Origin of the sequence: Prevotella sp. P5-108 (assembly GCF_002251385.1) — a bacterium.
In the GTDB taxonomy this organism is placed as follows: domain Bacteria; phylum Bacteroidota; class Bacteroidia; order Bacteroidales; family Bacteroidaceae; genus Prevotella.
Map to the genome: position 1 here is coordinate 54,392 of NZ_NPJJ01000063.1, position 22,818 is coordinate 77,209.

Annotated in this window: 22 protein-coding genes; 8 read left to right on the top strand and 14 right to left on the bottom strand. The window is 51.4% G+C overall.

Annotation, left to right across the window (positions count from 1 at the left end):
- The first annotated feature begins 3 nt into the window (after nucleotides 1-3).
- Nucleotides 4-2,130 carry a Tex family protein gene (locus CIK95_RS12370; RefSeq protein ID WP_094467146.1) on the top strand — a complete coding sequence of 709 codons (2,127 nt, stop codon included), beginning with the start codon at nucleotides 4-6 and terminating at the stop codon, nucleotides 2,128-2,130.
- The gene (locus tag CIK95_RS13250) at nucleotides 2,123-2,299 is read left to right on the top strand and encodes a hypothetical protein (RefSeq protein WP_158215140.1); all 177 of its coding nucleotides are present in this window, start codon (nucleotides 2,123-2,125) and stop codon (nucleotides 2,297-2,299) included. Before CIK95_RS12370 ends, CIK95_RS13250 begins: the two co-directional genes overlap by 8 nt.
- A 473-nt stretch (nucleotides 2,300-2,772) precedes the next feature.
- Here the strand turns inward: CIK95_RS13250 and rplT are convergent, their stop codons facing one another.
- The 8 genes from rplT to CIK95_RS12410 form a co-directional block, all read right to left on the bottom strand.
- Complete coding sequence (gene rplT, locus CIK95_RS12375; protein ID WP_022311144.1) at nucleotides 2,773-3,117, bottom strand: 50S ribosomal protein L20; 345 nt, start codon at nucleotides 3,115-3,117, stop codon at nucleotides 2,773-2,775.
- Nucleotides 3,118-3,155: 38 nt separating this feature from the next.
- Nucleotides 3,156-3,353: a 50S ribosomal protein L35 gene (rpmI, locus tag CIK95_RS12380; RefSeq protein WP_022311145.1), complete on the bottom strand. Its 198-nt coding sequence runs from the start codon at nucleotides 3,351-3,353 to the stop codon at nucleotides 3,156-3,158.
- Between the two features lie 83 nt (nucleotides 3,354-3,436).
- Nucleotides 3,437-4,117 carry a translation initiation factor IF-3 gene (gene infC, locus CIK95_RS12385; RefSeq protein ID WP_094422242.1) on the bottom strand — a complete coding sequence of 227 codons (681 nt, stop codon included), beginning with the start codon at nucleotides 4,115-4,117 and terminating at the stop codon, nucleotides 3,437-3,439.
- Between the two features lie 214 nt (nucleotides 4,118-4,331).
- Entirely contained in the window at nucleotides 4,332-6,296 is a 1,965-nt protein-coding gene (gene thrS / locus CIK95_RS12390) for a threonine--tRNA ligase (RefSeq protein ID WP_022311147.1), read from the bottom strand.
- A gap of 145 nt (nucleotides 6,297-6,441) precedes the next feature.
- Nucleotides 6,442-8,442 (bottom strand): tetratricopeptide repeat protein, encoded by a 2,001-nt coding sequence (locus tag CIK95_RS12395; protein ID WP_094467171.1) that lies wholly within the window; start codon nucleotides 8,440-8,442, stop codon nucleotides 6,442-6,444.
- A gap of 132 nt (nucleotides 8,443-8,574) precedes the next feature.
- A complete protein-coding gene (gene def, locus CIK95_RS12400; protein WP_094386236.1) occupies nucleotides 8,575-9,138 on the bottom strand; it encodes a peptide deformylase in 564 nt (187 codons plus the stop codon).
- A 20-nt stretch (nucleotides 9,139-9,158) separates the two neighbouring features.
- On the bottom strand, nucleotides 9,159-9,575 hold the full coding sequence (gene ruvX, locus CIK95_RS12405; RefSeq protein WP_094467147.1) for a Holliday junction resolvase RuvX: 417 nt from the start codon (nucleotides 9,573-9,575) through the stop codon (nucleotides 9,159-9,161).
- A 6-nt stretch (nucleotides 9,576-9,581) separates the two neighbouring features.
- A complete protein-coding gene (locus CIK95_RS12410; protein ID WP_022311151.1) occupies nucleotides 9,582-10,070 on the bottom strand; it encodes an SPOR domain-containing protein in 489 nt (162 codons plus the stop codon).
- 238 nt (nucleotides 10,071-10,308) lie between these two features.
- On the opposite strand from CIK95_RS12410, the gene CIK95_RS12415 reads away from it, so the two are divergent.
- From CIK95_RS12415 to CIK95_RS12425, 3 genes are read left to right on the top strand one after another with little or no spacing between them, the layout of a single operon-like run.
- Nucleotides 10,309-10,527: a YtxH domain-containing protein gene (locus CIK95_RS12415; protein ID WP_022311152.1), complete on the top strand. Its 219-nt coding sequence runs from the start codon at nucleotides 10,309-10,311 to the stop codon at nucleotides 10,525-10,527.
- A gap of 12 nt (nucleotides 10,528-10,539) precedes the next feature.
- A complete protein-coding gene (locus tag CIK95_RS12420) occupies nucleotides 10,540-10,890 on the top strand; it encodes a phage holin family protein (RefSeq protein WP_022311153.1) in 351 nt (116 codons plus the stop codon).
- 3 nt (nucleotides 10,891-10,893) lie between these two features.
- A complete protein-coding gene (locus CIK95_RS12425) occupies nucleotides 10,894-11,175 on the top strand; it encodes a hypothetical protein (RefSeq protein ID WP_022311154.1) in 282 nt (93 codons plus the stop codon).
- A gap of 77 nt (nucleotides 11,176-11,252) precedes the next feature.
- Here the strand turns inward: CIK95_RS12425 and pyk are convergent, their stop codons facing one another.
- The 4 genes from pyk to dinB all read right to left on the bottom strand — a co-directional run bounded on the left by pyk (nucleotide 11,253) and on the right by dinB (nucleotide 15,267).
- Nucleotides 11,253-12,692 (bottom strand): pyruvate kinase, encoded by a 1,440-nt coding sequence (gene pyk, locus CIK95_RS12430; RefSeq protein WP_022311155.1) that lies wholly within the window; start codon nucleotides 12,690-12,692, stop codon nucleotides 11,253-11,255.
- A gap of 25 nt (nucleotides 12,693-12,717) precedes the next feature.
- Complete coding sequence (locus CIK95_RS12435) at nucleotides 12,718-13,359, bottom strand: SagB/ThcOx family dehydrogenase (protein WP_094422248.1); 642 nt, start codon at nucleotides 13,357-13,359, stop codon at nucleotides 12,718-12,720.
- A 118-nt stretch (nucleotides 13,360-13,477) separates the two neighbouring features.
- Nucleotides 13,478-13,753, bottom strand: coding sequence for a hypothetical protein (locus CIK95_RS12440; RefSeq protein WP_094467148.1), 276 nt, complete (start codon nucleotides 13,751-13,753; stop codon nucleotides 13,478-13,480).
- A gap of 425 nt (nucleotides 13,754-14,178) precedes the next feature.
- A complete protein-coding gene (dinB, locus tag CIK95_RS12445; RefSeq protein ID WP_094467149.1) occupies nucleotides 14,179-15,267 on the bottom strand; it encodes a DNA polymerase IV in 1,089 nt (362 codons plus the stop codon).
- A gap of 162 nt (nucleotides 15,268-15,429) precedes the next feature.
- On the opposite strand from dinB, the gene CIK95_RS12450 reads away from it, so the two are divergent.
- On the top strand, nucleotides 15,430-16,080 hold the full coding sequence (locus tag CIK95_RS12450; protein WP_158215141.1) for a SprT-like domain-containing protein: 651 nt from the start codon (nucleotides 15,430-15,432) through the stop codon (nucleotides 16,078-16,080).
- A 65-nt stretch (nucleotides 16,081-16,145) separates the two neighbouring features.
- On the opposite strand, the gene CIK95_RS12455 is transcribed toward CIK95_RS12450, so the two are convergent.
- Entirely contained in the window at nucleotides 16,146-17,000 is an 855-nt protein-coding gene (locus tag CIK95_RS12455) for a DUF3298 and DUF4163 domain-containing protein (RefSeq protein WP_158215142.1), read from the bottom strand.
- A gap of 373 nt (nucleotides 17,001-17,373) precedes the next feature.
- On the opposite strand from CIK95_RS12455, the gene CIK95_RS12460 reads away from it, so the two are divergent.
- Both CIK95_RS12460 and CIK95_RS12465 read left to right on the top strand, forming a co-directional pair.
- Nucleotides 17,374-17,652, top strand: coding sequence for an HU family DNA-binding protein (locus CIK95_RS12460; RefSeq protein WP_022311162.1), 279 nt, complete (start codon nucleotides 17,374-17,376; stop codon nucleotides 17,650-17,652).
- A gap of 222 nt (nucleotides 17,653-17,874) precedes the next feature.
- Entirely contained in the window at nucleotides 17,875-19,449 is a 1,575-nt protein-coding gene (locus CIK95_RS12465) for an Rne/Rng family ribonuclease (protein WP_022311163.1), read from the top strand.
- 92 nt (nucleotides 19,450-19,541) lie between these two features.
- On the opposite strand, the gene CIK95_RS12470 is transcribed toward CIK95_RS12465, so the two are convergent.
- The gene (locus tag CIK95_RS12470) at nucleotides 19,542-22,808 is read right to left on the bottom strand and encodes a glycosyl hydrolase (protein WP_094467152.1); all 3,267 of its coding nucleotides are present in this window, start codon (nucleotides 22,806-22,808) and stop codon (nucleotides 19,542-19,544) included.
- Nucleotides 22,809-22,818 lie beyond the last annotated feature (10 nt).

Consider the following 22,818-nt stretch of genomic DNA (forward strand, 5'->3'; position numbering starts at 1 on the left):
AATATGAACAATTTTTCAAATATCATCGCTAAGGCTCTCCACATCGGAGAGCCTTACGTGCTTAATACCCTCGCGCTCATTGACGAGGGCGCCACGATTCCATTCATAAGCCGCTATCGCAAGGAGAAGACGGGCGGAATGAACGAGGTGCAGATTGGACAAATCGACGAACTGTATAGCCGACTGAAGGAACTCGCCAAGCGCAAGGAGACCATCGGGCGCACCATCACCGAGGCTGGCGCAATGACGCCTGAACTGCAGCGGCGCATAGACGACTGCTGGGACGCCACCCTGCTGGAAGACATATATCTGCCCTATCGTCCCAAGCGGCGCACAAGGGCACAGATAGCCCGCGAGAAGGGACTGGAGCCGCTGGCCAACATCATCATGATGCAGCGCGAGCGCAACATAGAGGGCATCGCCGCCCGCTGGAAGTCCAAGGGCATCAGCGTAGAGGAAGCACTGGCTGGAGCCAAGGACATCATAGCCGAAATCATAAGCGAGGACGAGGGCACGCGCAATACGGTGCGTGGAGAGTTCAGACGCTTTGCCACCATTACATCCAAAGTCAACAAGGCGCAGAAAGACCAAGATGAGGCTGCCAAGTTCAGCGACTACTTCGACTTCAGCGAGCCGCTCAGTCGGTGTTCGTCCCACAGGCTTCTCGCCATACGAAGGGGCGAAGACAAGGGCGTGCTGCGTGTGAGCATCGACATAGACCGCGCCCAGTGTGCCGACAGACTCAAGCGTCACTACGTCAGAGGCCAAGGAGAATGTCAGCGACTGATGGGTGAGGCTGTGGACGACGCCCTCAAGCGACTTCTGGCGCCGTCGATAGAGACCGAATATGCCCACAGCAGCAAGGACAAGGCCGACGAAGAGGCCATAGCCGTGTTTGCCGAAGGGCTGCGCCAGCTGTTGCTCGCTGCGCCATTGGGGCAGAAGCGCGTGCTGGCCATAGACCCGGGGTTTGCCAATGGATGCAAGACCGTATGTCTCGACGAGCTGGGCACGCTGTTGCACCACGAGATAATCTATCCGCACCCGCCACAGCGCAAGAGTGCGCTGGCTGCCGCGGCATTGCAACACATGGCAGACAAATACAAGATTGAAGCCATCGCCATTGGCAACGGCACGGCAAGCAGGGAGACTACCGAATGGCTGCGTTCAATCGGCAGTCTCAGCGACATCCCCTACTACGTGGTGAGCGAAGATGGGGCGTCAATATATTCAGCTTCAAAGATAGCGCGCGAGGAGTTCCCCGACGAGGATGTCACAGTGCGAGGCGCCGTGTCGATAGGCAGAAGGCTCATGGACCCGTTGTCCGAGCTGGTCAAGATAGACCCGAAGAGTATCGGCGTGGGTCAGTACCAGCACGATGTAGACCAGACCAAACTCAAGCATGCTCTCGACAACACAGTGATGAGTTGCGTCAACCACGTTGGCGTCAATGTCAATACTGCAAGTGCCTATCTGCTCAGCTATGTGAGTGGCTTGGGCATGTCGCTCGCTCAGAATATCGTAGCATATCGCAGCGAGCATGGAGCATTCACAAGCCGCAGCCAATTGAAGAAGGTACCGCGCCTGGGACCGGTTGCCTATCAGCAATGTGCCGGTTTCCTACGCATCAACGGCGCCAAGAATCCGCTCGACAATAGCGCGGTGCATCCCGAGAGCTATCACATCGTGGAGCAGATGGCAAAGGACCTCAAATGCAGCATTGCCGAACTGATTAAGAACAAGGAGATACAGAAGCAGATAAAGCCTGAGCGCTATGTGAGCGACACGGTGGGACTGCCCACGCTGAACGACATTCTGGCAGAGCTCGAGAAGCCCGGAAGAGACCCACGTATGGCATTGGAGAACTTTGAGTTTGATGCTTCGATCAAGTCGATAGACGACTTGCAGGAAGGGATGATACTTCCGGGAATAGTGACCAACGTCACCCAGTTTGGCGCCTTCGTCGACATTGGCATCCATCAGGATGGGCTCGTCCACATCTCCCAACTGGCCAACAAGTTTGTCTCCGACCCGAGCACGGTGGTAAAGTTGCAGCAGCACGTCACGGTCAAGGTGATAGGCATAGACCACCAGCGCCACCGCATCTCGCTGTCTATGCGCGATGTCTAAGTGTCCGCAGGTCTATTCCATCTCACAGCCCGTCACTCCTGTCACTCCCCATCAGCCCGCCGACATAGCCATCAGCGACCACAGCGCACCCATCCATACAGACACGCAAACAGAGGAACAAGGCACCGAGCCTGAAGGTAAAGTCAACAATACGGGTCAGTTGCCATAGCACAATCAAGGGCTGGATTCGGCACAAACGGATCCAGCCCTTAACGCATCTCATCCCGTCCATCCCCCCTCACATTGCCCTAACGCACCACTCCACTATCGCCCCAGCAAAACCTAATGGCCGACCGAAATAAGCAAGAGGCATAATCGGGAAAAGGGAAAAGGCCAAAACCGCCAGAGACCAACCTAAAAATAAAACCAAACCACGAAATAATAAAACCAAATTATGAAATAACAAAATCAAACCATGAAACCGAGAATTCACACCTTGATTTCACAAATTCAAACCATGAAACCAACATTTTCACAATGGCCAAACTCTTTGACAAGCCAAACTGCATTGCGTCTTTCTATCGCATCAAGATGGCATTGGTCCCGCCAGTTATGGGGATAAAGAAAAAGCGCAAGACCATTACAGTCTTGCGCTTTATAGCTTATGAGTAGAAGAGCGAGGCTCTTTTACCTATTCTCAATTTACTTTACCTTGTCAACGATAGCCTTGAAAGCCTCAGGGTTGTTGACTGCGAGGTCAGCGAGGACCTTGCGGTTAATCTCGATACCTGCCTTGTGGAGAGCTCCCATCAACTGGCTGTAGCTCATATCCTGCAAGCGTGCAGCTGCATTGATACGCTGAATCCAGAGAGCACGGAAAGTGCGCTTCTTGTTACGGCGATCGCGGTATGCGTAGGTAAGTCCCTTCTCCCAAGTGTTCTTAGCAACGGTCCATACGTTCTTTCTGGCGCCGAAGTAACCCTTGGTGAGCTTCAGAATTCTTGTTCTCTTTGCTTTAGATGCAACGTGATTTACTGATCTTGGCATAATTTCTTTCTTTTAAAGTTCGACTAAAAAGTTAACGGTTAACGGAGACAGAGCAGATCGCGTACCTGTTTCAGGTTGGAGTTGTCAACCAGAGTCTGGTGAACAAGATTTCTCTTCTGTTTCTTTGTCTTCTTAGTCAGAATGTGACTGTGGTAAGCGTGATGTCTCTTAATCTTACCAGTACCGGTGAATGTGAATCTCTTCTTTGCGCCGGAATTTGTCTTAACTTTTGGCATTTTTGTTAATTGTTTAATTGTTATTATTTATAATATAGGTGGTAACGTATATACCAAGACGTTACGCACACTATGTTCTTGTCTTAATCGCGCTGTAGCTTCTGCAGAGCCTCGGCACCATTCTTGGCGTTGCCGAAAAGGCCACCGTCCTTGGGTGCTTCCTCTACTTCGGCCACTCCACTGGCACTGCCCTTGGCTTCCTCTGCCTCGCGGTCGCGCTTCTGCTGGCTCTTCTTTGCCACACCGGCCTTCTTGGGTGCCAAATAGAGGAACATCTTCTTTCCCTCAAGTGCGGGCATCGACTCTACCTTGCCATACTCTTCCAGGTCGTTGGCAAAACGGAGGAGAAGAACTTCTCCCTGCTCCTTGAAGAGGATTGAGCGTCCACGGAAGAATACATAAGCGCGCACCTTGTTGCCTTCGAGCAGGAACTCCTGGGCATGCTTGAGCTTGAACTGATAGTCGTGCTCATCGGTCTGGGGTCCGAAGCGTATTTCCTTAACCTCGACCTTCACCTGCTTCTGCTTCATTTCCTTCTGACGCTTCTTCTGCTGATAGAGGAACTTAGAGTAGTCGATGAGACGACAAACAGGAGGCTGGGCATTGGGTGATATTTCGACGAGATCGACGCCTTGCTGACGAGCCAAATCCATCGCTTTACGAGTAGGCATCACCTCGGAACCATCCTCACTTACCACACGAACTTCCCGGACATGAATCTGTTCGTTCACGCGGTACTGATTCTTCATTTTGTCATTTTTCATTCAACTATCTTATAATTAGCGGCTGCAAAGGTACAAAATAATCGTTAAATATCAAATTAAATTTTCATCTTTTTTATCCAAAGGTGCTATAATTGACCCCAAAAGGCGCACGGAGGTAATGCCTTTTCGTCCCAGACGCATCAATTCTTCAAAAAAAGCAGCACCGCGGATAGACACCGCAATGCTGCTCTATGCTAAAATTGACTTCTAAGTCTTAGTCTTGAGGCTCGATTTCGGTAGCCTTCAACTGGACTGCCACCTCGTCATTGATGCGCTTGGCAAAGTCTTCCATAGACATGGTAGCCTGCTCGCCACCACCCTGCTTACGCATACTTACAAGACCTTCCTCCATCTCTTTCTCGCCAACGATGACCATATAAGGAGTACGCTTCAACTCGGTGTCGCGAATCTTACGGCCAATCTTCTCGTTGCGGTCGTCGATGACGGCGCGCACACCCTGGCTGGCAAAATACTTGCTCACCTTGCGTGCATAGTCATTGTACTTCTCTGAGATGGGCAGGATAGCCACCTGGTCAGGAGTAAGCCAGAGTGGGAAGTGACCTGCTGTATGCTCAATGAGCACAGCGGTAAAGCGCTCGAGCGAACCGAAAGGAGCGCGGTGAACCATCACGGGCACCTTCTTGGTGTTGTCCTCGGCTGTGTATTCGAGCTTGAAGCGGGCGGGCAGGTTATAGTCGACCTGGATAGTGCCCAGCTGCCAACGGCGGCCGATGGCATCCTTGACCATGAAGTCGAGCTTAGGACCATAGAACGCAGCCTCGCCATACTCAATCTTGGCATCAAGGCCCTTCTCGGCGCAAGCCTCCTTGATAGCGGTTTCACTCTCTTCCCAAACTTCGTCAGAGCCAATGTACTTCTCCTTGTCGTTAGGGTCACGGAGACTAATCTGGGCCTCGAAGTTATCAAACTGGAAAATTTCGAACACGGCCTGGATGATATCCATCACGCGCAGGAACTCGCCTTTGACCTGGTCGGGACGGCAGAAGATATGGGCATCGTCCTGAGTAAACGAGCGTACACGGGTAAGTCCATGCAACTCACCGCTCTTCTCATAACGATAAACGGTACCGAACTCAGCTATACGCAGTGGCAAGTCCTTGTAAGAGCGTGGTTTGCTGGCAAAAACCTCACAGTGATGAGGACAGTTCATAGGCTTGAGCATGTACTCTTCATCCTCCTCGGGAGTGTGGATAGGCTGGAAGCTGTCCTTACCATAATGAGCGTAGTGTCCAGAGGTCACATAAAGATTCTTGGAACCAATGTGGGGAGTGATAACCTCCTGATAGCCGAAGCGTTTCTGTATCTTGCGGAGCATATCCTGCAAGCGCAGACGCAGGTCGGTACCCTTGGGGAGCCACATGGGAAGTCCCTTGCCCACACGGTCGGAGAAGAAGAAGAGCTCCATCTCCTTACCAATCTTGCGGTGGTCGCGCTTCTTGGCCTCTTCAAGCATAACGAGATACTCATCAAGCATCTTCTTCTTGGGGAATGATATGCCATAGATACGTGTCATCTGCTCGCGCTTGGCGTCACCACGCCAGAAAGCACCAGCCACACTGGTAATCTTGACTGCCTTGATTTCACCTGTAGAGAGAAGGTGCGGACCACGGCAAAGGTCGGTAAAGTTGCCCTGGGTATAAGTGGTGATGGTACCATCCTCGAGGTCCTGCTCAATGTGCTCGCACTTGTAGTTCTGACCATCGGCCTTGAACTCCTTGAGCGCTTCGGCCTTAGACACTTCACGGCGCACAACGGCCTCGTTCTTCTTGGCCAGCTCGCGCATCTTTTCCTCAATCTTGGGGAAGTCGTTCTCTGAAATCACCTGACCCTCAGCGGGCATAACGTCATAGAAGAAGCCATTCTCTACGGCAGGGCCGAAGCCGAACTGGATGCCGGGATAGAGCTCTTGTAGCGCCTCGGCGAGCAAGTGGGCAGAGGTGTGCCAGAAGGTGTGCTTACCCTCTTCGTCCTCAAACTTGTAAAGCGCGATGGTAGAATCGGCAGTGATGGGACGGTTTAACTCTACAGTTTCACCATTGATACCGCAAGATACAACGTTGCGAGCGAGAGCCGGTGAAATGCTCTCGGCGATTTGTAACCCTGTAACTCCGCTCTCGTATTCACGCACGGAGCCATCAGGAAATGTGATTTTAACCATAATACAAATTAGTTTTATTTTAATCGTTGCAAAAGTACTACTTTGTTACGACATAAGATAAGAAAAGAGAGGTAATTTTTACAAAAAGCATAAAAATCACCTCTCTCAAGTACTTTTTCACCCAATCGACACCATTGGGAAGAGTTTATTTGTCATTGCTAATCTGCTTGATTACGCTATAAGCATCATAGATGCCCAGTTCGCCAGCACGGCTCAGGTCGCGAATACCGTCGGCCTTCTTACCATTCTTGACATAGGCCAAGCCACGATTGTAATAAGCCTCGGCAAGATAAGCATCTATCTGAAGAGCGCGCGTGTAGTCATCGATGGCGTTGGAATATTCACCATTGGAGGCGTGCAGATTACCTCTATTATAATATAGGTAGGCATTCTGAGGCGCGAGGGCGATGGCGCGGTCAAGGTCGGTACGCACTCGCATCACACGAGCGGGGGCGTCGGAGGTCTGGACACCATGGGTGCGGTCAAACTCATTGACAAGATGCTGGCAAACGGCTCGCTGCCAGTAGGCCATCGTCGAGAGAGAATCGGTATGGACAAGGACGGTCAGGTCGTTGATGGCGGCATCAAAATCCTGTACGACGCCATACACCACAGCACGCATCATCAGTTGACGCTTGACATCTGTAACGTGGGGAGCCTTCTCTATGAATGACGAAAGTGAGTCTGCAAGTTGGAAGAATGCCTGCGACTGACCTTCGGTGAGCTGAGGAGGATTGCAGGTCACGTAGAGTTTATAGTCAATCTTGCTCTTGGTCTGAAGGGCATTGAACTTCTCTACATCGCGGTCGAACGCCTGATAAGAGGTGACGCCATTATTATACTTGAAGAACGAGAGGGTGTACATAGGCATGAACTCCACCTCTACCGAGCGGTTCTGCACCTTTCCTCTGAACGCACTCTTGTACTCCTGGTTGGCCACGTTCTCGTCGGCCACCACCATACGATTGTACTTCTCAGGGTCTATCTCACTACGCTTACGCATCTCGCGTCTCTTGTTCTTGCTCCAGCGTGGCTGGATGCCCAGATGCTTGTCCATCTGAGCCTTCAGAATACGGAATTCATCCATTTCGGCCTTGGCGGTCATGCCCAGACGGCGGTAAGCCTTTGCACGATAAGACAGGCCAGTCCAGAAATTGGGGAACTGACTGATTACGGTGCTGTAGTCACGGATGGCAGATTTCAGGTCTCCCGTGCGGTCATGCAGAAGGGCACGATTGAAGATGGCAAGATAATTCTCGGGCTCCATATGGATGACATAATCGAAGTCGGCAATAGCCCGGTTGTCGTCACCCAACTGCATACGCAGCTGTCCACGGTTATAATGTGCCAGGAAGTTATTGGGATCAAAGTCTATAGCACGGTCATAATCTTCCATAGCACCTCTCAGGTTGTTGTAATTGTATCGCGCCAAGGCACGGTTGACATAGTTGGACACAACCTTGGGCTTGAGGTGGATGGCCTTGCTCAAGAACTTGTCAGCGTCCTTCCACTCCTTGCGGGCAAGGGATATAAACGCTCGCGTGGTCCATGCGTTGCCGTCATAGGGGTCTATCTCCAGACTCTTGTCCAGCCACTTGGCGGCCGTCACAGTGTCCTTCTCTTGCAGACATATCTCCGCATTGAGCGAATAAGCATTGGCGAAGCCCGACCACTTGCTTATGATGGTGTCAAGGTCATTATGGGCCTTGGCATACTCCTTGAGATTCATCTGGCAGAGGGCTCGGTTGAACCAATAGTTACGCTGGTCGGGATTGAGGCGGATAGCATGGGTGTAATCGTCAATGGCTTCCTTGTATTTATCCTGACGCACGTAGGCAATGGCACGCAAATCGTACAGTCCGTCAATGTAGGGATTGAGTTTGAGGGCTTGGGTCACGTCATACTCAGCACCGCTATAGTCCTCAAGGTAGAACTTGGCGATACCACGATACTGCCAGGGGCGATAGAGGTAAGGTTTGAGTACGATAACCTGATTGAAATACTGTATGGAGAGCACGTAGTCCTCATAGTGCAGAGCTATCTCTCCACTAAGCATAAGCCTGTTGGTATTATACTGGGCAATGGCCTTGCCCGGAACAAAAAAGACAATGAAGAGCACTATCGCAGATGTAATCCACGCCTTCATGCGCATACTGGCGTTAGAGACTGTTCGCTTCGGGTTATCCTGTGATATTATACTCTTCATTATCCTATAGCTGTTTGTTGTTCCCATTCATTCAGTCGCCCATGCGGAACAGCCATGGACAACCTTTACAAGTTATCGTCTTACCGGTTTCGTGCGGTAACTGCAACGATATTTTCCCTGAGTAAGCTGTTTGAGCTTACTGCGTATCAACTGCTTGCGCAGGGGAGTAAGGCGGTCTACAAACATGGTACCCTCCAGATGGTCAAACTCATGCTGCATCACGCGGGCAAGATATCCCTCGACCCATTCGTCATGCTCAGCCATATTCTCGTCAAGGTAGGTGACATGAATGCGTGTGTGGCGAGCCACAGACTCATGGATACCCGGAATACTGAGGCATCCTTCTTCCATGGTTTCCTTCTTGGAGTCTTCGTCGATTTCCACAATATGCGGATTGATGAACACATGACGGAAGCCGGCATACTCGGGCAAATCTTCTTTGAGCACATCGAGGTCGATGACCACCAGACGGATAGCCATGCCTATCTGAGGAGCCGCGAGACCAATGCCCTCTGCAGCATCGAGGGTCTCATACATATTGGCGATGATTTCCGACAGATTGGGGTAATCGGGGGTGATATCCTCGGCCACCTTTCTCAGTACAGGCTGGCCATATATATAAATAGGTAATATCATAAACTGTATGTTGGTATGTATCAAAACTTCTTAGAACCCATCCAGTCCTGAAGAATGATGGTTGCGCTGATTTCGTCAACCAGTCCCTTGTTTTCTCTACGCGTTTTCTTACCTACACCACTATCTATCAAGGCGCGATGGGCCAAGACGGAAGTGAAACGCTCATCATAATACTCGATGGGCAATTCCGGGTGAGCCTTGCGCCAACGATTGACAAACTGATCTACCCTCGCAAGATTCTCACTGGGCTCTCCATTGGGTTGGACGGGCTTGCCTATCACGATACGCTCCACCTGCTCGCGAGCAATGTAGTCGTTCAGAAAATCGAAAAGCTGGGATGTAGAAACAGTGGCCAACCCGTTTGCAATTATCTGCAAGGGGTCGGTCACTGCTATTCCTGTGCGCTTCTTACCATAGTCTATAGAAAGAACACGCATTAACCTTTACTTCTTGAAAAGTAACCAAGCGTCAGGATAGTTGCCTGCGCGGAACTGATTGCGGCTCTGTACGGCAGCAGCCTTGTCTGCATGAGTGCTGGCAACCACGCGATACATGCCACGGGCAGAGTTGAGCACAATCTGTGCATCATATCCAGCAGCCTTCAGAGTGCTCTGCAGACCCTCGGCATTGGCCTTGAGAGAGAACGAACCTACAACTACGCTGAAGTTCTGCAAACCGGCGCCGCTTACGAGGGTTACATCCTCTGTGCGAACGTTGGCGTTGTCCACATTGTCGATTACGGTAGACTGGGTGGCAGGTTTCTCCACGATGGGAGCCACTACTGGAGCGGGAGTCTCTGGCTGGGTAGCCACCTGCTCCTGGGCCTTAGCCTTGTCGTATGCTTTCTTGAAAGCACTATCCTTACTTGAACCGCAGCTGGCCAGCACGAGAGCGGCACAAACGCCTGCGCACATTACTATACTTTTCTTCATTGTCTGTTAAGATATTGTTTGATTATTTATGTTCACTTTTGTTTGCGAAATTACAAAATATATCGCAAAGGGAGGGTGCATTCGTGCATAAAGTTTGTTAAATATGAGAATTCCAAGCGTTTTAACAAAAAATGACTAACTTTTTATGGTCAATCTATTTTCTTTTCTTACATTTGCGACAGATATCGGCAGACAATTTGCCGACAAAGAGAATTATTAACTTATAAAGAGTAACGATATGAAAGCATTAGGTTACATTGGAGCATTCCTCGGAGGCGCCCTTGCTGGAGCAGCACTGGGTCTCATCATGGCTCCTGAGAAAGGTGAGGACACACGTAAGAAGATATCTGACGCAGTTGACGACTTCTGCAACAAGCATGACATCAAATTGAGTCGCAAGCAGGTTGCTGACCTTGTTGATGACATCAAGGATGCTGCCGAAGACGCATTGGATTAATGACCTCTGCAGATGTTCTCCAACGACAAAAACATCGAGACCATAGGTCAGCTGGTTGAAGCCATCAAGCAGTACATCGGGCTGCGTGGAGAGTACATCAAGCTCAATCTCGTTGACAAGGTGGTGCGTATCCTTACGATTGCCACCATCAGCGTGATTATAGCCATACTCCTCATGCTCACCCTTATCTACTTCTCCTTCGCCGTGGCCTATGCGCTTGCCCCACTTATGGGTCACGCGCTTGCCTTTGGCACCGTGGCTGCAACCTATTTCATCATACTGTTGCTGTGCGTGGCCAACCGCAAGAGGTGGATAGAGCGCCCGCTGGTCAGATTATTGGCAAGTATATTAATGGAGAAATAAGCTATGGTCAACAACGAGAACACTTACAATTCGCTTGAAGACATTCAGGCCCGTCGCGAGGCTCTTGCCAAGGAGATTGACGCCAGCGAAGACAAGATAGCCGACCTCTGGCAGACGCTCTTTGCCAAGGAGGAAGCGCCGAGATATGAGACACCGTCAAAGCGATTGCAACGGCTCATGAGCACGGGCATCGGAATGTTTGACGCAGCGCTCCTGGGATGGAAACTGTACCGCAAGTTCAGCGGCAAGTCCTTGATACCAAGATTCCGACGACACAAGAAATAACTGAAGACGAGGGGGATATCGACATGACTGTCAATATCCCCCTCGTTTTTATATTCCATCGTTTTCTTCTACACTTATCAGTCAGGCAAGTGGAATTCGTAAGACTTGTCGAATACCTGGCTTACGCGGTTTATCTCCAGGAAGGTGGCGCCGCCACGTCCGCCGATACTACCACCGAGGTAAGCTATCTTGTCATCTTTTTTGATATAGCCTTTCTGCAACAGCATACGCAGCGCAGCCACAAACAGGAAGAGCGAGCTCAAGTGTTTCTTCTGATAAATGGGTATTACGCCATAACTGAGGTTGAGCCAGCGCATGGTCTTTTCGTTGTTGTAGCAGATGGCGAGCACGGGAGTAGGACCGCGGAAGGCGGCAATGTCGCGCGCAGTCTGTCCGCTCTCGCTGGCGGCGATGATACCGGCAACGCCCAACTTGCGGGTCGATTCGATGGCTGTATGGGCCAGGAATTCACGCTGCGAGCAGGTCGAACTCAATGGGATGTCAAAGTCGTCACTGTTCATGCGGTCCTGCTCAGCCTGTTCGGCGATGGCAGCCATGGTCTGTACAGCCTCCAGAGGATACTTGCCCGACGCCGTCTCACCACTGAGCATCAGCGCATCCGTGCGCGAGTAGATGGCATTGGCTATGTCGGTCACCTCGGCGCGCGTGGGGCGCGGGTTGTCAATCATGGTGTGCAACATCTGTGTAGCCACAATCACGGGTTTCTTCTTCTGCTCACACTTGTGCATGATTGTACGCTGTATACCGGGTATCTGCTCGAGAGGCACTTCGATTCCCAAGTCGCCGCGGGCAATCATGATACCATACGATGCGTCGATGATTTCATCGATATTGTCCACGCCCTCCTGGTTCTCTATCTTGGAGATAATCTTGATGTCGCTGCCACGCTCGTCAAGCATCTTCTGCACCGCCATCACGTCGTCGGCACTACGCACAAACGAGTGGGCGATGAAGTCTATATCCTCGTCGATGGCGAGGTTGATGTTCTTCTTGTCCTTTTCCGTGAGCGCGGGCAGATCGATGTGTACACCAGGCACATTCACACTCTTGTGAGCGCCCAGCACACCGTCGTTCTGCACCTGGGCCACGAGCATCGGCCCCACTTGCTCCATGACGAGCATATCCAACAGTCCGTCGTCGAAGAGGATATGTGCACCCTTGCCCACACACTTGGTGAAATCGGTATACGACACGTTGACGATGTCGTGGGTGGTGTCCATCTCGGGGCGACCGAATATCTTTACCACGTCACCCTTCTTGTAAGTTATGGGTTGCTCCACATTGGTGGTACGCACCTCGGGGCCCTTGGTATCAATGAGCAGAGCCAGGTGGGGCGACACTTCACGCGTGTTGCGGATGATGGTACGTATTCCGTCGGGCGTGGCGTGGGCGGTATTCATACGCACCACGTTCATACCGGCAAAAAACAACTTGCGCAGGAAGTCTACCTCACACCTGCGGTCACTTATCGAGCATACTATTTTGGTCTTTTTCATCTTTATTGGTTTTATCGTTTAGTTTTTATTTGCTTTCCTCCCACCCTATCGGATGATTGAGCAGCAAGAGATGGTCGGCACCGAGTCCGAGTTCCTTCTTGAGCACCTCTACATTCATGGTGGCGCGTGCCACGGTGCCCAACTTCAGCGCCGTACATGCCAGATAGATGTTCTGCGACACATATCCTGCATCCAGCGTGCCCAGACGCTGGGCTGCCTGAGCGTCGCCCAAGGAGCCGAACTTGCCTTGGTTGCTGGCGAGCACAAGCATGACGGGAGCCGAAGCAACCGACTGCTGCCCGGCAGCCACCTCGCGGCGCAGGTCCTTGCCCGAGAGCTGTACCAGAGCATTACTTTCGACATCGTAGCGGTAAGCGCCAGCAGCCTTAATCACGTATACTTCAATGTCCTGACGGTTGAGCGCCGAAGCGGCGGTTATCTTCTTCTCCGCCTCGCGACTGTAGCCACACGCCGCCCATAACACCTGAGCCAGCGTGGCATTGTCTACATCCTTATTCTGATAACTGCGCACCGAGTGGCGCGTCTGCAAAGCCTCGTAGAGCGTCATCGCCACCTGCTTGTCTGGGGCGGGCAGCTTGACCGTGGTCTGTGCCAGCGCCGAAAGCGATATCATGACGAGGACAACAAGAAATGACAATTTTTTCATATTAACCTGAACTAATATCTATTTACGCTGCAAAATTACAACAATTCTGAGATATTTTTTCATATATCGGCAGAAAAGAATTGAGCATAAACAAGATATTTCTGTTTTCCCTCGCCCGTCAGTCGTGCGCGCCCACTTCGCCTCTGAAGGTAGAAGCGGGCAACGAGGCGCCGTTGACGAGATTGGCACGTGTGAATGGCTGCCAGCCATAGCGTACGAGGCGGGGATTCTTCACCTCCGGCGACGTCAGAACGACAGTGCATCCGGCAATGACGGCTTTGGCAGGATGATACAGGCCTTCTTCCTCGGCTATCTCAAATGTCGACGGGGCCTTGCCGTCGGCCGTGGAGAGTCCGTCGGCATAGTCAAAGCGCACGACGAGAGAGTTACCCACGCGCGATACATTAATATATAGGTCCCGACGGACATAGCCAGGACCGAGCATGCGCTCCAGCTGGGCGGGATAGGAGTCGCGGGCGCGGTCTTGGATGCCGGGCTTTCAGGAGTCGGCTCATAGAACCTGGCGATGGTGCGCGCCATCATCGCCAGCACCCCCAACATCTGCCCGCACCGACCGAAAACCGCAGAGATGATGTCGAGAGGAGTTTCAAAGCATGAAATGACTATTGCGAAGCGCGAATTAATGTTTTCACGCCTTGATTTCTCCATTTCACGGTTTGCAACATAAGATTAAGCGGCAGCGGACAAGTCGGCTCTGATGCGTGAACGGAATATGTCATCCGCCGGCTTGCTGTCAACATCGGGCATGGGTGGAAACAAGGTAAAAGGGGTGCCATCGTCAGCCACTGGCGCGTAGGGTCACCATTCCTCAAACGGGAGGTCGCCTTCGACCCATTGGCTCTGGCGCAAACCATCGTCGGCGAGCGGATTGGAGACCGACAGCCCCAGCAGGCGTATGGGCCGCGACGACGAGTAGCTTACCTGTGCCAGCAACCGCTTGGCCAGCGGCAATATGGAGGCTTTGGTAGACAGTGTATGGTTGGTGGTAATGCGCTTGCTGATTTGGGTAAAGTCGGCATACTTGACCTTGAGGGTAAGCGTGCGGCCCTCGAAGCGGGCGTCGGCAAGGCGGGCTACAAGCTCGACGACAAGGTGGTAGAGCTCGATGATGACTACAGAGCGCTGGCTGATGTCGCGCAGATAGGTCTGCTCGCAGCCAACCGACTTGCGCACATAGTCAGCCACAACCGGGCGGAGGTCGATGCCACGGGCAAAGTCGTAATAGATGTTGCCCATCTTGCCAAAGACCTCGCAGAGATGATGGCGCGACACCTCGCGCAGCTGCTCGCCAGTAAAGACGCCTATGCGGTGCATGCGCTCGGCGGTCTTGGGCCCCACGCCCCAGAACTGCTCGACCCGCAGCGAGGCGATGAAGTCGAGGGCACGCGTGGGATGGATGACGCAGAGTCCGTCGGGCTTGCGGAAGTCGCTGGCTATCTTGGCGAGAAACTTGTTGTAGGACACGCCTGCCGAGGCAGTGAGATGGAGCTCGTCGGCAATGCGCTGCTTGATTTCGCGGGCTATCTCGACCGCCATATCCATGTGGCGCTTGTTGTGGGTGACATCGAGAAATGCCTCGTCGAGCGATATGGGCTCGATGAGGTCGGTATAGTCGGCAAAGATGGCATGTATCTGTGCCGACACCTGGGCATAGTAGTCGTGCCGGCATGGCACCACGATGAGCTCGGGACAAAGGCGGTGGGCGACAACCATCGACTGGGCAGAGTGAACGCCATAGCGGCGTGCCTCGTAGCTGGCAGTACTCACCACGCCGCGCTCGCCGTCGAAGCCCACGGCAATGGGCTTGCCACGGAGTGAGGCATCGTCGCGCTGCTCTACCGAGGCAAAGAAGGCGTCCATGTCGATGTGTATAATCTTGCGCTCCATAATCGAGAGCAAAATTACCACTTTTCTTTTACTCCGGACCGCGGGAAGAACAAAAAAATAACGCAAAAGAACAAAGCTATGCTTGGCGGTAAGGGAAAAGATGAGTATTTTTGCATCTACGTAATCGGAACTGAGGGAACTCGGTCCAAGAATAACAGAGACATGAGATATACGCTGGAATTTGCAAGAGAGCGCTTTGCTCATTTCAATAAGACAATCTTCAACGACCGCCTGCCTCGCCCGGCTTTCTGGCTGGTCAACGTAAACTCGTATATGGGTCAGATGCACCGTACGCTCAAGCGCGACAAGCAGGGCTACGTGGCTATGTACAAGATGAAGCTCAACGTGAAGTATGACATCGACGAACGAAAGGCAGAAGACATCATGCTGCACGAGATGATACATCTGCATATATGGCATGAACAACTGAAGGACACAAGCTCGCACGGGCCTGTATTCAAGGCGGTGATGGAAAAAATCAACAAGGAGTTCGGGCGCCACATCACCATAAGCACAAAGATGAAAAGAGAGGTGACCAAGGTGGTGCGCATGAAGTGGAATCTGGTGGCGGTATGCCGGATGACGTCGGGAAAGACCGCCATCACCCTACCCCCGAGCACAAGGGTGGCCCACTTCCAGAAGGTACTCATGGAAAGCGACAAGGTGAGTAGCATCGAGTGGTACTACACAACCGATACCTTCTTCTACAACTATCCGCACCCGCTCACGGTCAAGCTCTACTATGTAGATGAAGCTCTGCTGGCCCAGCATCTAAAAGAAGACGAGCGGATTAGACAAACTGCCGGAAAATGAAAATGGCACGCTGTTCTGTCAGGACGAACAGCGTGCCATTGTTTTTACACCTTATTATATTATACTTACTTAGCAGCGTCGGCGGCACCAGCCTCAAGAAGCTGGAGTGCCTCGGCAGTCATGTAAGGCTTTACTTTGTCGTAAGGCAATGTAAACGAAACCATGCCCATAGCATAAGGGCCAATCTCATACTGCTGATAGACGAAGTGGAGACCGTCGGCAGCAAGATAGGGAGCATGGGCGGGCAACGGGATGATGCCCTTGTCGATGAAGAGGAGCTTCAGGGCTTCGTCCTCGGTAATTTTCTGTCCCTGGGCGTTGATGTAGGTGGTCACACCGTGAAGCAGCAGAGGCTGGATGGCTTCAAGCTGAGCGGCATCGACAGTTGCGCCGAGCACACGGCCCGAAGACTTGAGGATGTTGACACAGTAGGACACGGCAGAACCATGGGCGCCACCGCCATACACATACTGGTCTACGCTATAGGTGACATAACGCTCGTTCTGGGCGGCAAGGCGAATAGCCACATCGTAAGAACACTGGAACTCGGGGGCTCCGCCATCGGGCGACTGCATGGCGCGCATCGAGTCAACATTGAGCTTGCCATAGAAATCGACCAGCGCCTGGCCATCGGTAAGGTCTCCGCCGTATCCGGCTGAACGCGAGGCGTCAAAAGCATGAACACTGGAAAGCGAGTCGAGCTGGGCATTGACATAAGCGCGCACTCCGACAGCGAGGGAGTCATCGCCCTGGGGCACATCGGCCACAATATTGCAGTGGAGCATACTGTCGGCAAAGGCATACTTGAAACTGTCAACCGCCAAAGAGTCGGAACCATTGGCAGAGCCAGCCATCTTGCATCCGGTAATGCCTCCCATCCATACCAAGAGGATGGAGGCAACGAAAAATAGTCTTCTCATAATTCTAATATGGTATATAATATTACTTAGAAAAGACAAAGTTAGCAGAAAGCATAATTCCCACCAAACAACTTTAGTTAATAATAAGTAAAAAAGCATCTGGGGCAACGCCATCGATACCTCCGGCAATCGCAGTCTAAACAAGGGGAAAAGCGAGTGACAAGAAAGTAACGATGGAGACATGCAAAAAGGTGCCTAAAAGCCTCTTTTCGCCCTTCAATAACCTACAAATGAGCCACTTATACGGCAAAATATCCCCCAAAAACGCAAAAAAGAGTGATAATCTTTTCATATCACACAAAAAACTATTATATTTGCACCCACAAAAACAAACATAGTCAAAATATTCATATAAATAACAATAAAAACAGCAATGACAAAGACAGAAATTGTAAACAAGATTTCAGAGAATACTGGCATCTCAAAGAAGGAAGTAGCCATTGTAGTGGAAAGTCTCATGGAGACTGTAAAGGAAAGCCTGCTCAAGAGAGAGCACATCTCACTGCGTGGTTTCGGTAACTTCATCATCAAGCGTCGTGCAGAGAAGACAGCTCGCAACATACAGAAGAATACTACTGTAATCATCCCCGCACATGACTACCCCAGCTTCAAGCCTGCCAAGGAGTTCGTGGAGAAGATGAAGAACAACTAAGCATACAACGCAAAAACATAACCATTTAAATTAAAAGAATTATGCCAAACGGTAAAAAGAAGAAGGGCCACAAGATGGCTACTCACAAGCGTAAAAAGAGATTACGCAAGAACAGACATAAGAGCAAGTAATCATTGTATTGCTCTATAGCCTAATCAAAAAGACTAATGGGGCGTGTCGTGCGACATGCCCCCATTTTTTTAAGCAATAAGTGAAGATAGTATGACAAGCGAAGTAATCATTGACGTCCGTCAGAAAGAAATCTCGATAGCTCTGCTCGAGGACAAGAACCTCGTGGAGTATCAGAACGAGCCCCGCTCGGCCTCTTTCTCTGTGGGCAACATCTACATAGCAAAAGTCAAAAAGCTGATGCCTGGTCTCAACGCCAGCTTTGTGGATGTAGGCTACGAACGCGATGCCTTTCTTCATTATCTTGACTTAGGAAGCCAATTCAACTCGTACGAGAAATATCTCAGACAGGTACAGAGTGACCGGAAAAAACTTTACCCTTTTGCCAAAGCATCACGTCTGCCCGATATCCCTAAAGACGGCAGCGTACAGACTGCGCTCAAAGTGGGCGATGAGGTGCTGGTGCAAATTGTAAAAGAACCCATTTCTACCAAAGGTCCGCGACTGACAGGCGAAATCTCTTTTGCCGGACGATATCTTGTGCTTATGCCATTCGGCGATAAGGTCTCGGTATCTTCCAAAATAAAGTCGGGAGAAGAGAGAGCAAGACTCAAGCAGCTTATACATAGCATTAAGCCGAAAAACTGTGGAGTTATTGTGAGAACGGTAGCCGAAGGTAAGAGAGTGGCTGAACTGGATACTGAGCTGAAGGTGCTTACCAAGCGCTGGGAGGACGCCATAACAAAGGTGCAAAAGACACAGAAAAGACCCCAACTTGTGTTTGAAGAAACCAGCCGTGCCGTAGCGCTTCTGCGAGACCTGTTCAACCCAAGTTATGAGAACATCTACATCAACGACGAAGATGTTTATCAGGAAGTAAAAGACTACGTGTCGCTTATAGCCCCTGAAAAAGCGCACATCGTAAAACTCTATACGGGTAAAGTTCCAATTTTCGACAACTTCAACGTAACCAAACAGATTAAGTCGAGTTTCGGCAAAACGGTCAACTACCGCCATGGTGCCTACATGATAATCGAGCACACAGAGGCAATGCACGTGGTTGACGTGAACAGTGGAAACCGTTCTAAATCGGAAAACGGACAGGAACAGAATGCACTGGAAACCAATCTTGGCGCTGCCGACGAACTGGCACGCCAACTCAGACTAAGGGACATGGGTGGTATCATCGTCGTAGACTTCATCGACATGAACCTCGCCGAAGACCGGCAGATGCTCTATGAACGTATGTGCAAGAACATGCAAAAGGACAGAGCCAGACACAACATCCTGCCTCTTAGCAAGTTTGGACTGATGCAGATAACCCGTCAGAGGGTTAGGCCAGCCATGGACGTCAACGTCGAAGAGGCCTGCCCCACCTGTAACGGTACAGGCAAAATCAAGTCGAGCATCCTGTTTACTGACATTCTCGAAAGAAAGATTGACCGACTGGTCAACAAGATTGGCATCAAGAAGTTCTATCTACATGTACATCCATACGTTGAGGCATATATCAACCAAGGACTGGTATCACTCAAGCGAAAATGGCAGCTAAAGTACGGCTTTGGCGTACATGTAATAGCGTCGCAGAAACTTGCTTTCTTACAATACGAATTCTACGATACAAAGAAGCAGTTTATCGACATGAAGGAAGAAATCGAAACCAAATAAGAAAGAGCCTCTCACAGCAAAGTGGGAGGCTCTTTCTTGTAGTAATCTGTGAGAAGCTACCCTTCGGACTGACGAAGAGTAGCTTCTTGCGTTTATCTTTCACCGACAATGCGGGCAGGACCTATCAAGCCTGACTTGAGGAGAGGCTCGTCGGCCTTGTAATACTTGATGGGGTAATAGGTGACAGTCTCGGCGCCGGGCTGCATATCTCCTACCATGCGGTTGTGCCATGGATTGACTACAGCAATCTCGGCCTTGTTGTCACCAGCCTTGACGGCAGCGGTGATATCTATTATATAAGGTGCATGCCATACCACGCCCACGGGCTGACCATTGACGGTAACTTCGGCCAAGTCCTTGACCTCGCCCAGGTCAAGCAGTATGCGTGAGGGAGCTTTCTTCTTGAGTGATTTCTTGGCTACCTTGAAGGTGTTGGTATAAGTTGCAACACCTGAAAAGTACTTAACTCCCTGCTCGGATGACTCTGTAAGCGATGCCAAGCTATCCAGAGCAATCTGTGATGGAGCTCCGCGATGAGCCTGGAAGTTGACGGTCCATGGCTGGGCGAACTCGGCAAAAGCAGTGCGGGTGCGATCGGCGAGAGTGACAGCAGGAACGTCGGTATCGTCAACAAACACCACAAAGACTGCATCATAGGCGGGCATGTCGAGGGTTACGCGGGTGCGGCCGTCGACCATTTCGTAGCTCACATCTTCCTTGGCGCCGGTATCGGCATGCCACAGCTGTGGCTTCTTACCTGTGACATTGAAGGAGGCAGTGAACTTGCGCGCCTGCTTGGTCTGGTTGGCTATCCAGTAAATCTCGCCATCGTTCAGACGACGGTGTACAAACTTGATGTTGGCCTTGGCGTCAGAGAAGGTGACATCGGGAGCGACTCCAGTGTTTGCAAGCACCTTGCCGATAGACACTCCGGTAGTAACATTCTTGCGGCCAGAGCCCCAGATATCCTTTACCAGGCTGTCAAACTCTTCGACAGTTCCATCGAGTCCCACGAGGATCTTGGGCTTGTCGCCGGCAATGGTCACACCGGCATCAGCCAGCTGCTTGATGCGGCGCAGCATCTTGATGGATATCATGCTCACATTGTCAAGCCACAATACGCGATAGCGCATACCTGTGGCGGTTACCAGCTGACCATTGTCAACCTTGAGGACATCCTTAACTATCGACGGACTCACGAAGTCATAGTTGTAGGTATTGGGGAACTTTGGCATACGGGTCTGGTAGCGGGCTGTAACATTGGAATCCTCACCGTAATAGTAAGCTACGTCGGCGACAAACTTACCTTGACGCAAGAGATAACAGCTGCGGGCGAGGTAGTCGGTCCATGCGCCGGCCTGGCTTGCCCAAGTCTCATTGCGGTCGAACCACTGGCCCCAAAGACCAAGGCCAATGCCCGGCACCTTATCATCAACAGGCTGGTGGGGAGAGGTGTGGATGACGAAGAGGTTCAATCCGCTGGCCATAGCGGCATCGGCGGTGGGTTTGAGGACAGCGGGGGTATACACGAAGGCACCATCGCGGAAGCCATCGGATGTAAACGACTCTGCTGCAGCTACGTTCTGTCCATAGATATGGGCAACAGAAGCAGACTCTCGGATATCACTCTCGTGCTGGGGGACGGTTACGAGTCCCTGCTTGTAACGCATCCAGATAGCAGACATAGGTATATCGGCGCTGCGCTTGCAGTCCATGCCGTCGGTAGCGTTGGCGCGCCACGCCTCATGACTCTCCGTATATCGCTTCAGGCCGTAGGGCTTGAGGATGTCAGTGAGCTGGTCGTAGTGGCACTCTGTCATCATGTCGCCGATAGTGGTACGCCAGTCGAAGAGGAAGCGCTCGGTTTCCTCAGCACTGTTGACAACGATACCTGCCAGCGCGGGAAGCCAGGGGAGCAAGTCGTAGCCACGGCGGGCCTTGAACTCTTCCACCATCTTACCTGTCCACGTCTGGGCACCAGCTTCGTAACTGTCATTGAGCAAGTAGGTAATGCCACGGTTGCCCATCAGTCCCTTGCTGGCATCGACATAAGTCTGGAGATAATTCTTATAGTAATCGCGGATAGCCACGGGGTCTATCTTGTCAACCTCGAGACCGGTAGCTTCAGGCGAAGCGGGATGGTTGATCTTTCCTGTGAGTCCGTAGCCGAATCGCATGATACGCCAACGGCCCTTGGGAGCTTTCCAGGTAAGCACGCCGTCCTTGACAAAAGAGGTAACATCGACAACATCTGCCGTGTTGACAACATCGGTAGTGGCAGGAGTCTTGACAGACGTTCCATAACGATAGAAAGAAGATGCCGACTTGTCTGAAAGGAGATTTACGCGTACTACGGGTGACAATTTAAGTGAAGAAAGACGGAATCCGGTAGCGGGATTGTTCTTCTCCGTACTGGTGAATACCATCTTAAAATAACGGGCTGTGGTCTGAGGAATATCCTCCACACGCTCGAAGCCTCCCTGATAACTCAGGTCGACCACCTTGGTGAATGTCTTTCCGTCCATGCTGCTGAAGAGACTCGCAGCGCAGTTCTCCACTCTTTCTTCTATCTTCAATACCGACCATGTCACTGACCGCACGAGTTGTGGCTGATGAAAATCAATCAGCACCCATGCCTTGCCGTCCTTCTCGGCTTGGATGATAGAATAGTCAGAGATACTGTCGTTGCCCAGCTGCTCGGCAGTAACTGTGCCACCGCTGGTTGTGATGGTCGGATTAAGCTCCATCATCGACTTGTCGTTATCTGGGATGCGCATAGCCAGAACTGCGACATCGCGATAGAACTTCTTCTGCAAGAAGACTGTGGCTACGGATTGATTGACATAGCAATAGTCCTGATAGGGGCCAGTGATATCAAAGCCACCGGGCAACTTAACCTTCAGGTCCTTGCCAGTGCCTTTGACCTCGGTCTGTCGCCAAACGAGCTTCTTCATTCCGTCTTCGTCCTTGACCCATGGGCCGCCAGTCTCGCTCCATCCGGGAGCGCTGGCAATAGTCGCCTCGAGCCCGAGACTATCGGCAAGATGAATGGCATAATGGAAGGCGTCTTTCCATTCAGGCGTCATGTAAGGCAAACGCTTCTCGACGACCTGCGGAGTTGATAGACCGGCATCGAAGACATGAAAGCCACCAATGCCACTACGCTTCATCCAGGTGAGGTCCTTGTAGATACCGTCCTTGGTGATGTTTCCGTTCATCCAATGCCACCATACACGGGGGCGATAAGGCTGACCGGGATGCTGGAAGTCCTGGTACAAAGTCTGTGCGTTTTGAGCCGAAGCGGACAATGCCCCTGCGGCAACAAAGAGCAATACTGGTAATGATTTAAGTTTCAACATATGGATATAG

Bases quoted from the DNA above. Each gene is read 5' to 3' on its own strand.
- CIK95_RS12370 (WP_094467146.1), top strand. From the start codon at position 4: ATGAACAATTTTTCAAATATCATCGCTAAGGCTCTCCACATCGGAGAG.
- CIK95_RS13250 (WP_158215140.1), top strand. From the start codon at position 2,123: ATGTCTAAGTGTCCGCAGGTCTATTCCATCTCACAGCCCGTCACTCCT.
- rplT (WP_022311144.1), bottom strand. From the start codon at position 3,117: ATGCCAAGATCAGTAAATCACGTTGCATCTAAAGCAAAGAGAACAAGA.
- rpmI (WP_022311145.1), bottom strand. From the start codon at position 3,353: ATGCCAAAAGTTAAGACAAATTCCGGCGCAAAGAAGAGATTCACATTC.
- infC (WP_094422242.1), bottom strand. From the start codon at position 4,117: ATGAAAAATGACAAAATGAAGAATCAGTACCGCGTGAACGAACAGATT.
- thrS (WP_022311147.1), bottom strand. From the start codon at position 6,296: ATGGTTAAAATCACATTTCCTGATGGCTCCGTGCGTGAATACGAGAGC.
- CIK95_RS12395 (WP_094467171.1), bottom strand. From the start codon at position 8,442: ATGAAGGCGTGGATTACATCTGCGATAGTGCTCTTCATTGTCTTTTTT.
- def (WP_094386236.1), bottom strand. From the start codon at position 9,138: ATGATATTACCTATTTATATATATGGCCAGCCTGTACTGAGAAAGGTG.
- ruvX (WP_094467147.1), bottom strand. From the start codon at position 9,575: ATGCGTGTTCTTTCTATAGACTATGGTAAGAAGCGCACAGGAATAGCA.
- CIK95_RS12410 (WP_022311151.1), bottom strand. From the start codon at position 10,070: ATGAAGAAAAGTATAGTAATGTGCGCAGGCGTTTGTGCCGCTCTCGTG.
- CIK95_RS12415 (WP_022311152.1), top strand. From the start codon at position 10,309: ATGAAAGCATTAGGTTACATTGGAGCATTCCTCGGAGGCGCCCTTGCT.
- CIK95_RS12420 (WP_022311153.1), top strand. From the start codon at position 10,540: ATGTTCTCCAACGACAAAAACATCGAGACCATAGGTCAGCTGGTTGAA.
- CIK95_RS12425 (WP_022311154.1), top strand. From the start codon at position 10,894: ATGGTCAACAACGAGAACACTTACAATTCGCTTGAAGACATTCAGGCC.
- pyk (WP_022311155.1), bottom strand. From the start codon at position 12,692: ATGAAAAAGACCAAAATAGTATGCTCGATAAGTGACCGCAGGTGTGAG.
- CIK95_RS12435 (WP_094422248.1), bottom strand. From the start codon at position 13,359: ATGAAAAAATTGTCATTTCTTGTTGTCCTCGTCATGATATCGCTTTCG.
- dinB (WP_094467149.1), bottom strand. From the start codon at position 15,267: ATGGAGCGCAAGATTATACACATCGACATGGACGCCTTCTTTGCCTCG.
- CIK95_RS12450 (WP_158215141.1), top strand. From the start codon at position 15,430: ATGAGATATACGCTGGAATTTGCAAGAGAGCGCTTTGCTCATTTCAAT.
- CIK95_RS12455 (WP_158215142.1), bottom strand. From the start codon at position 17,000: ATGAGAAGACTATTTTTCGTTGCCTCCATCCTCTTGGTATGGATGGGA.
- CIK95_RS12460 (WP_022311162.1), top strand. From the start codon at position 17,374: ATGACAAAGACAGAAATTGTAAACAAGATTTCAGAGAATACTGGCATC.
- CIK95_RS12465 (WP_022311163.1), top strand. From the start codon at position 17,875: ATGACAAGCGAAGTAATCATTGACGTCCGTCAGAAAGAAATCTCGATA.
- CIK95_RS12470 (WP_094467152.1), bottom strand. From the start codon at position 22,808: ATGTTGAAACTTAAATCATTACCAGTATTGCTCTTTGTTGCCGCAGGG.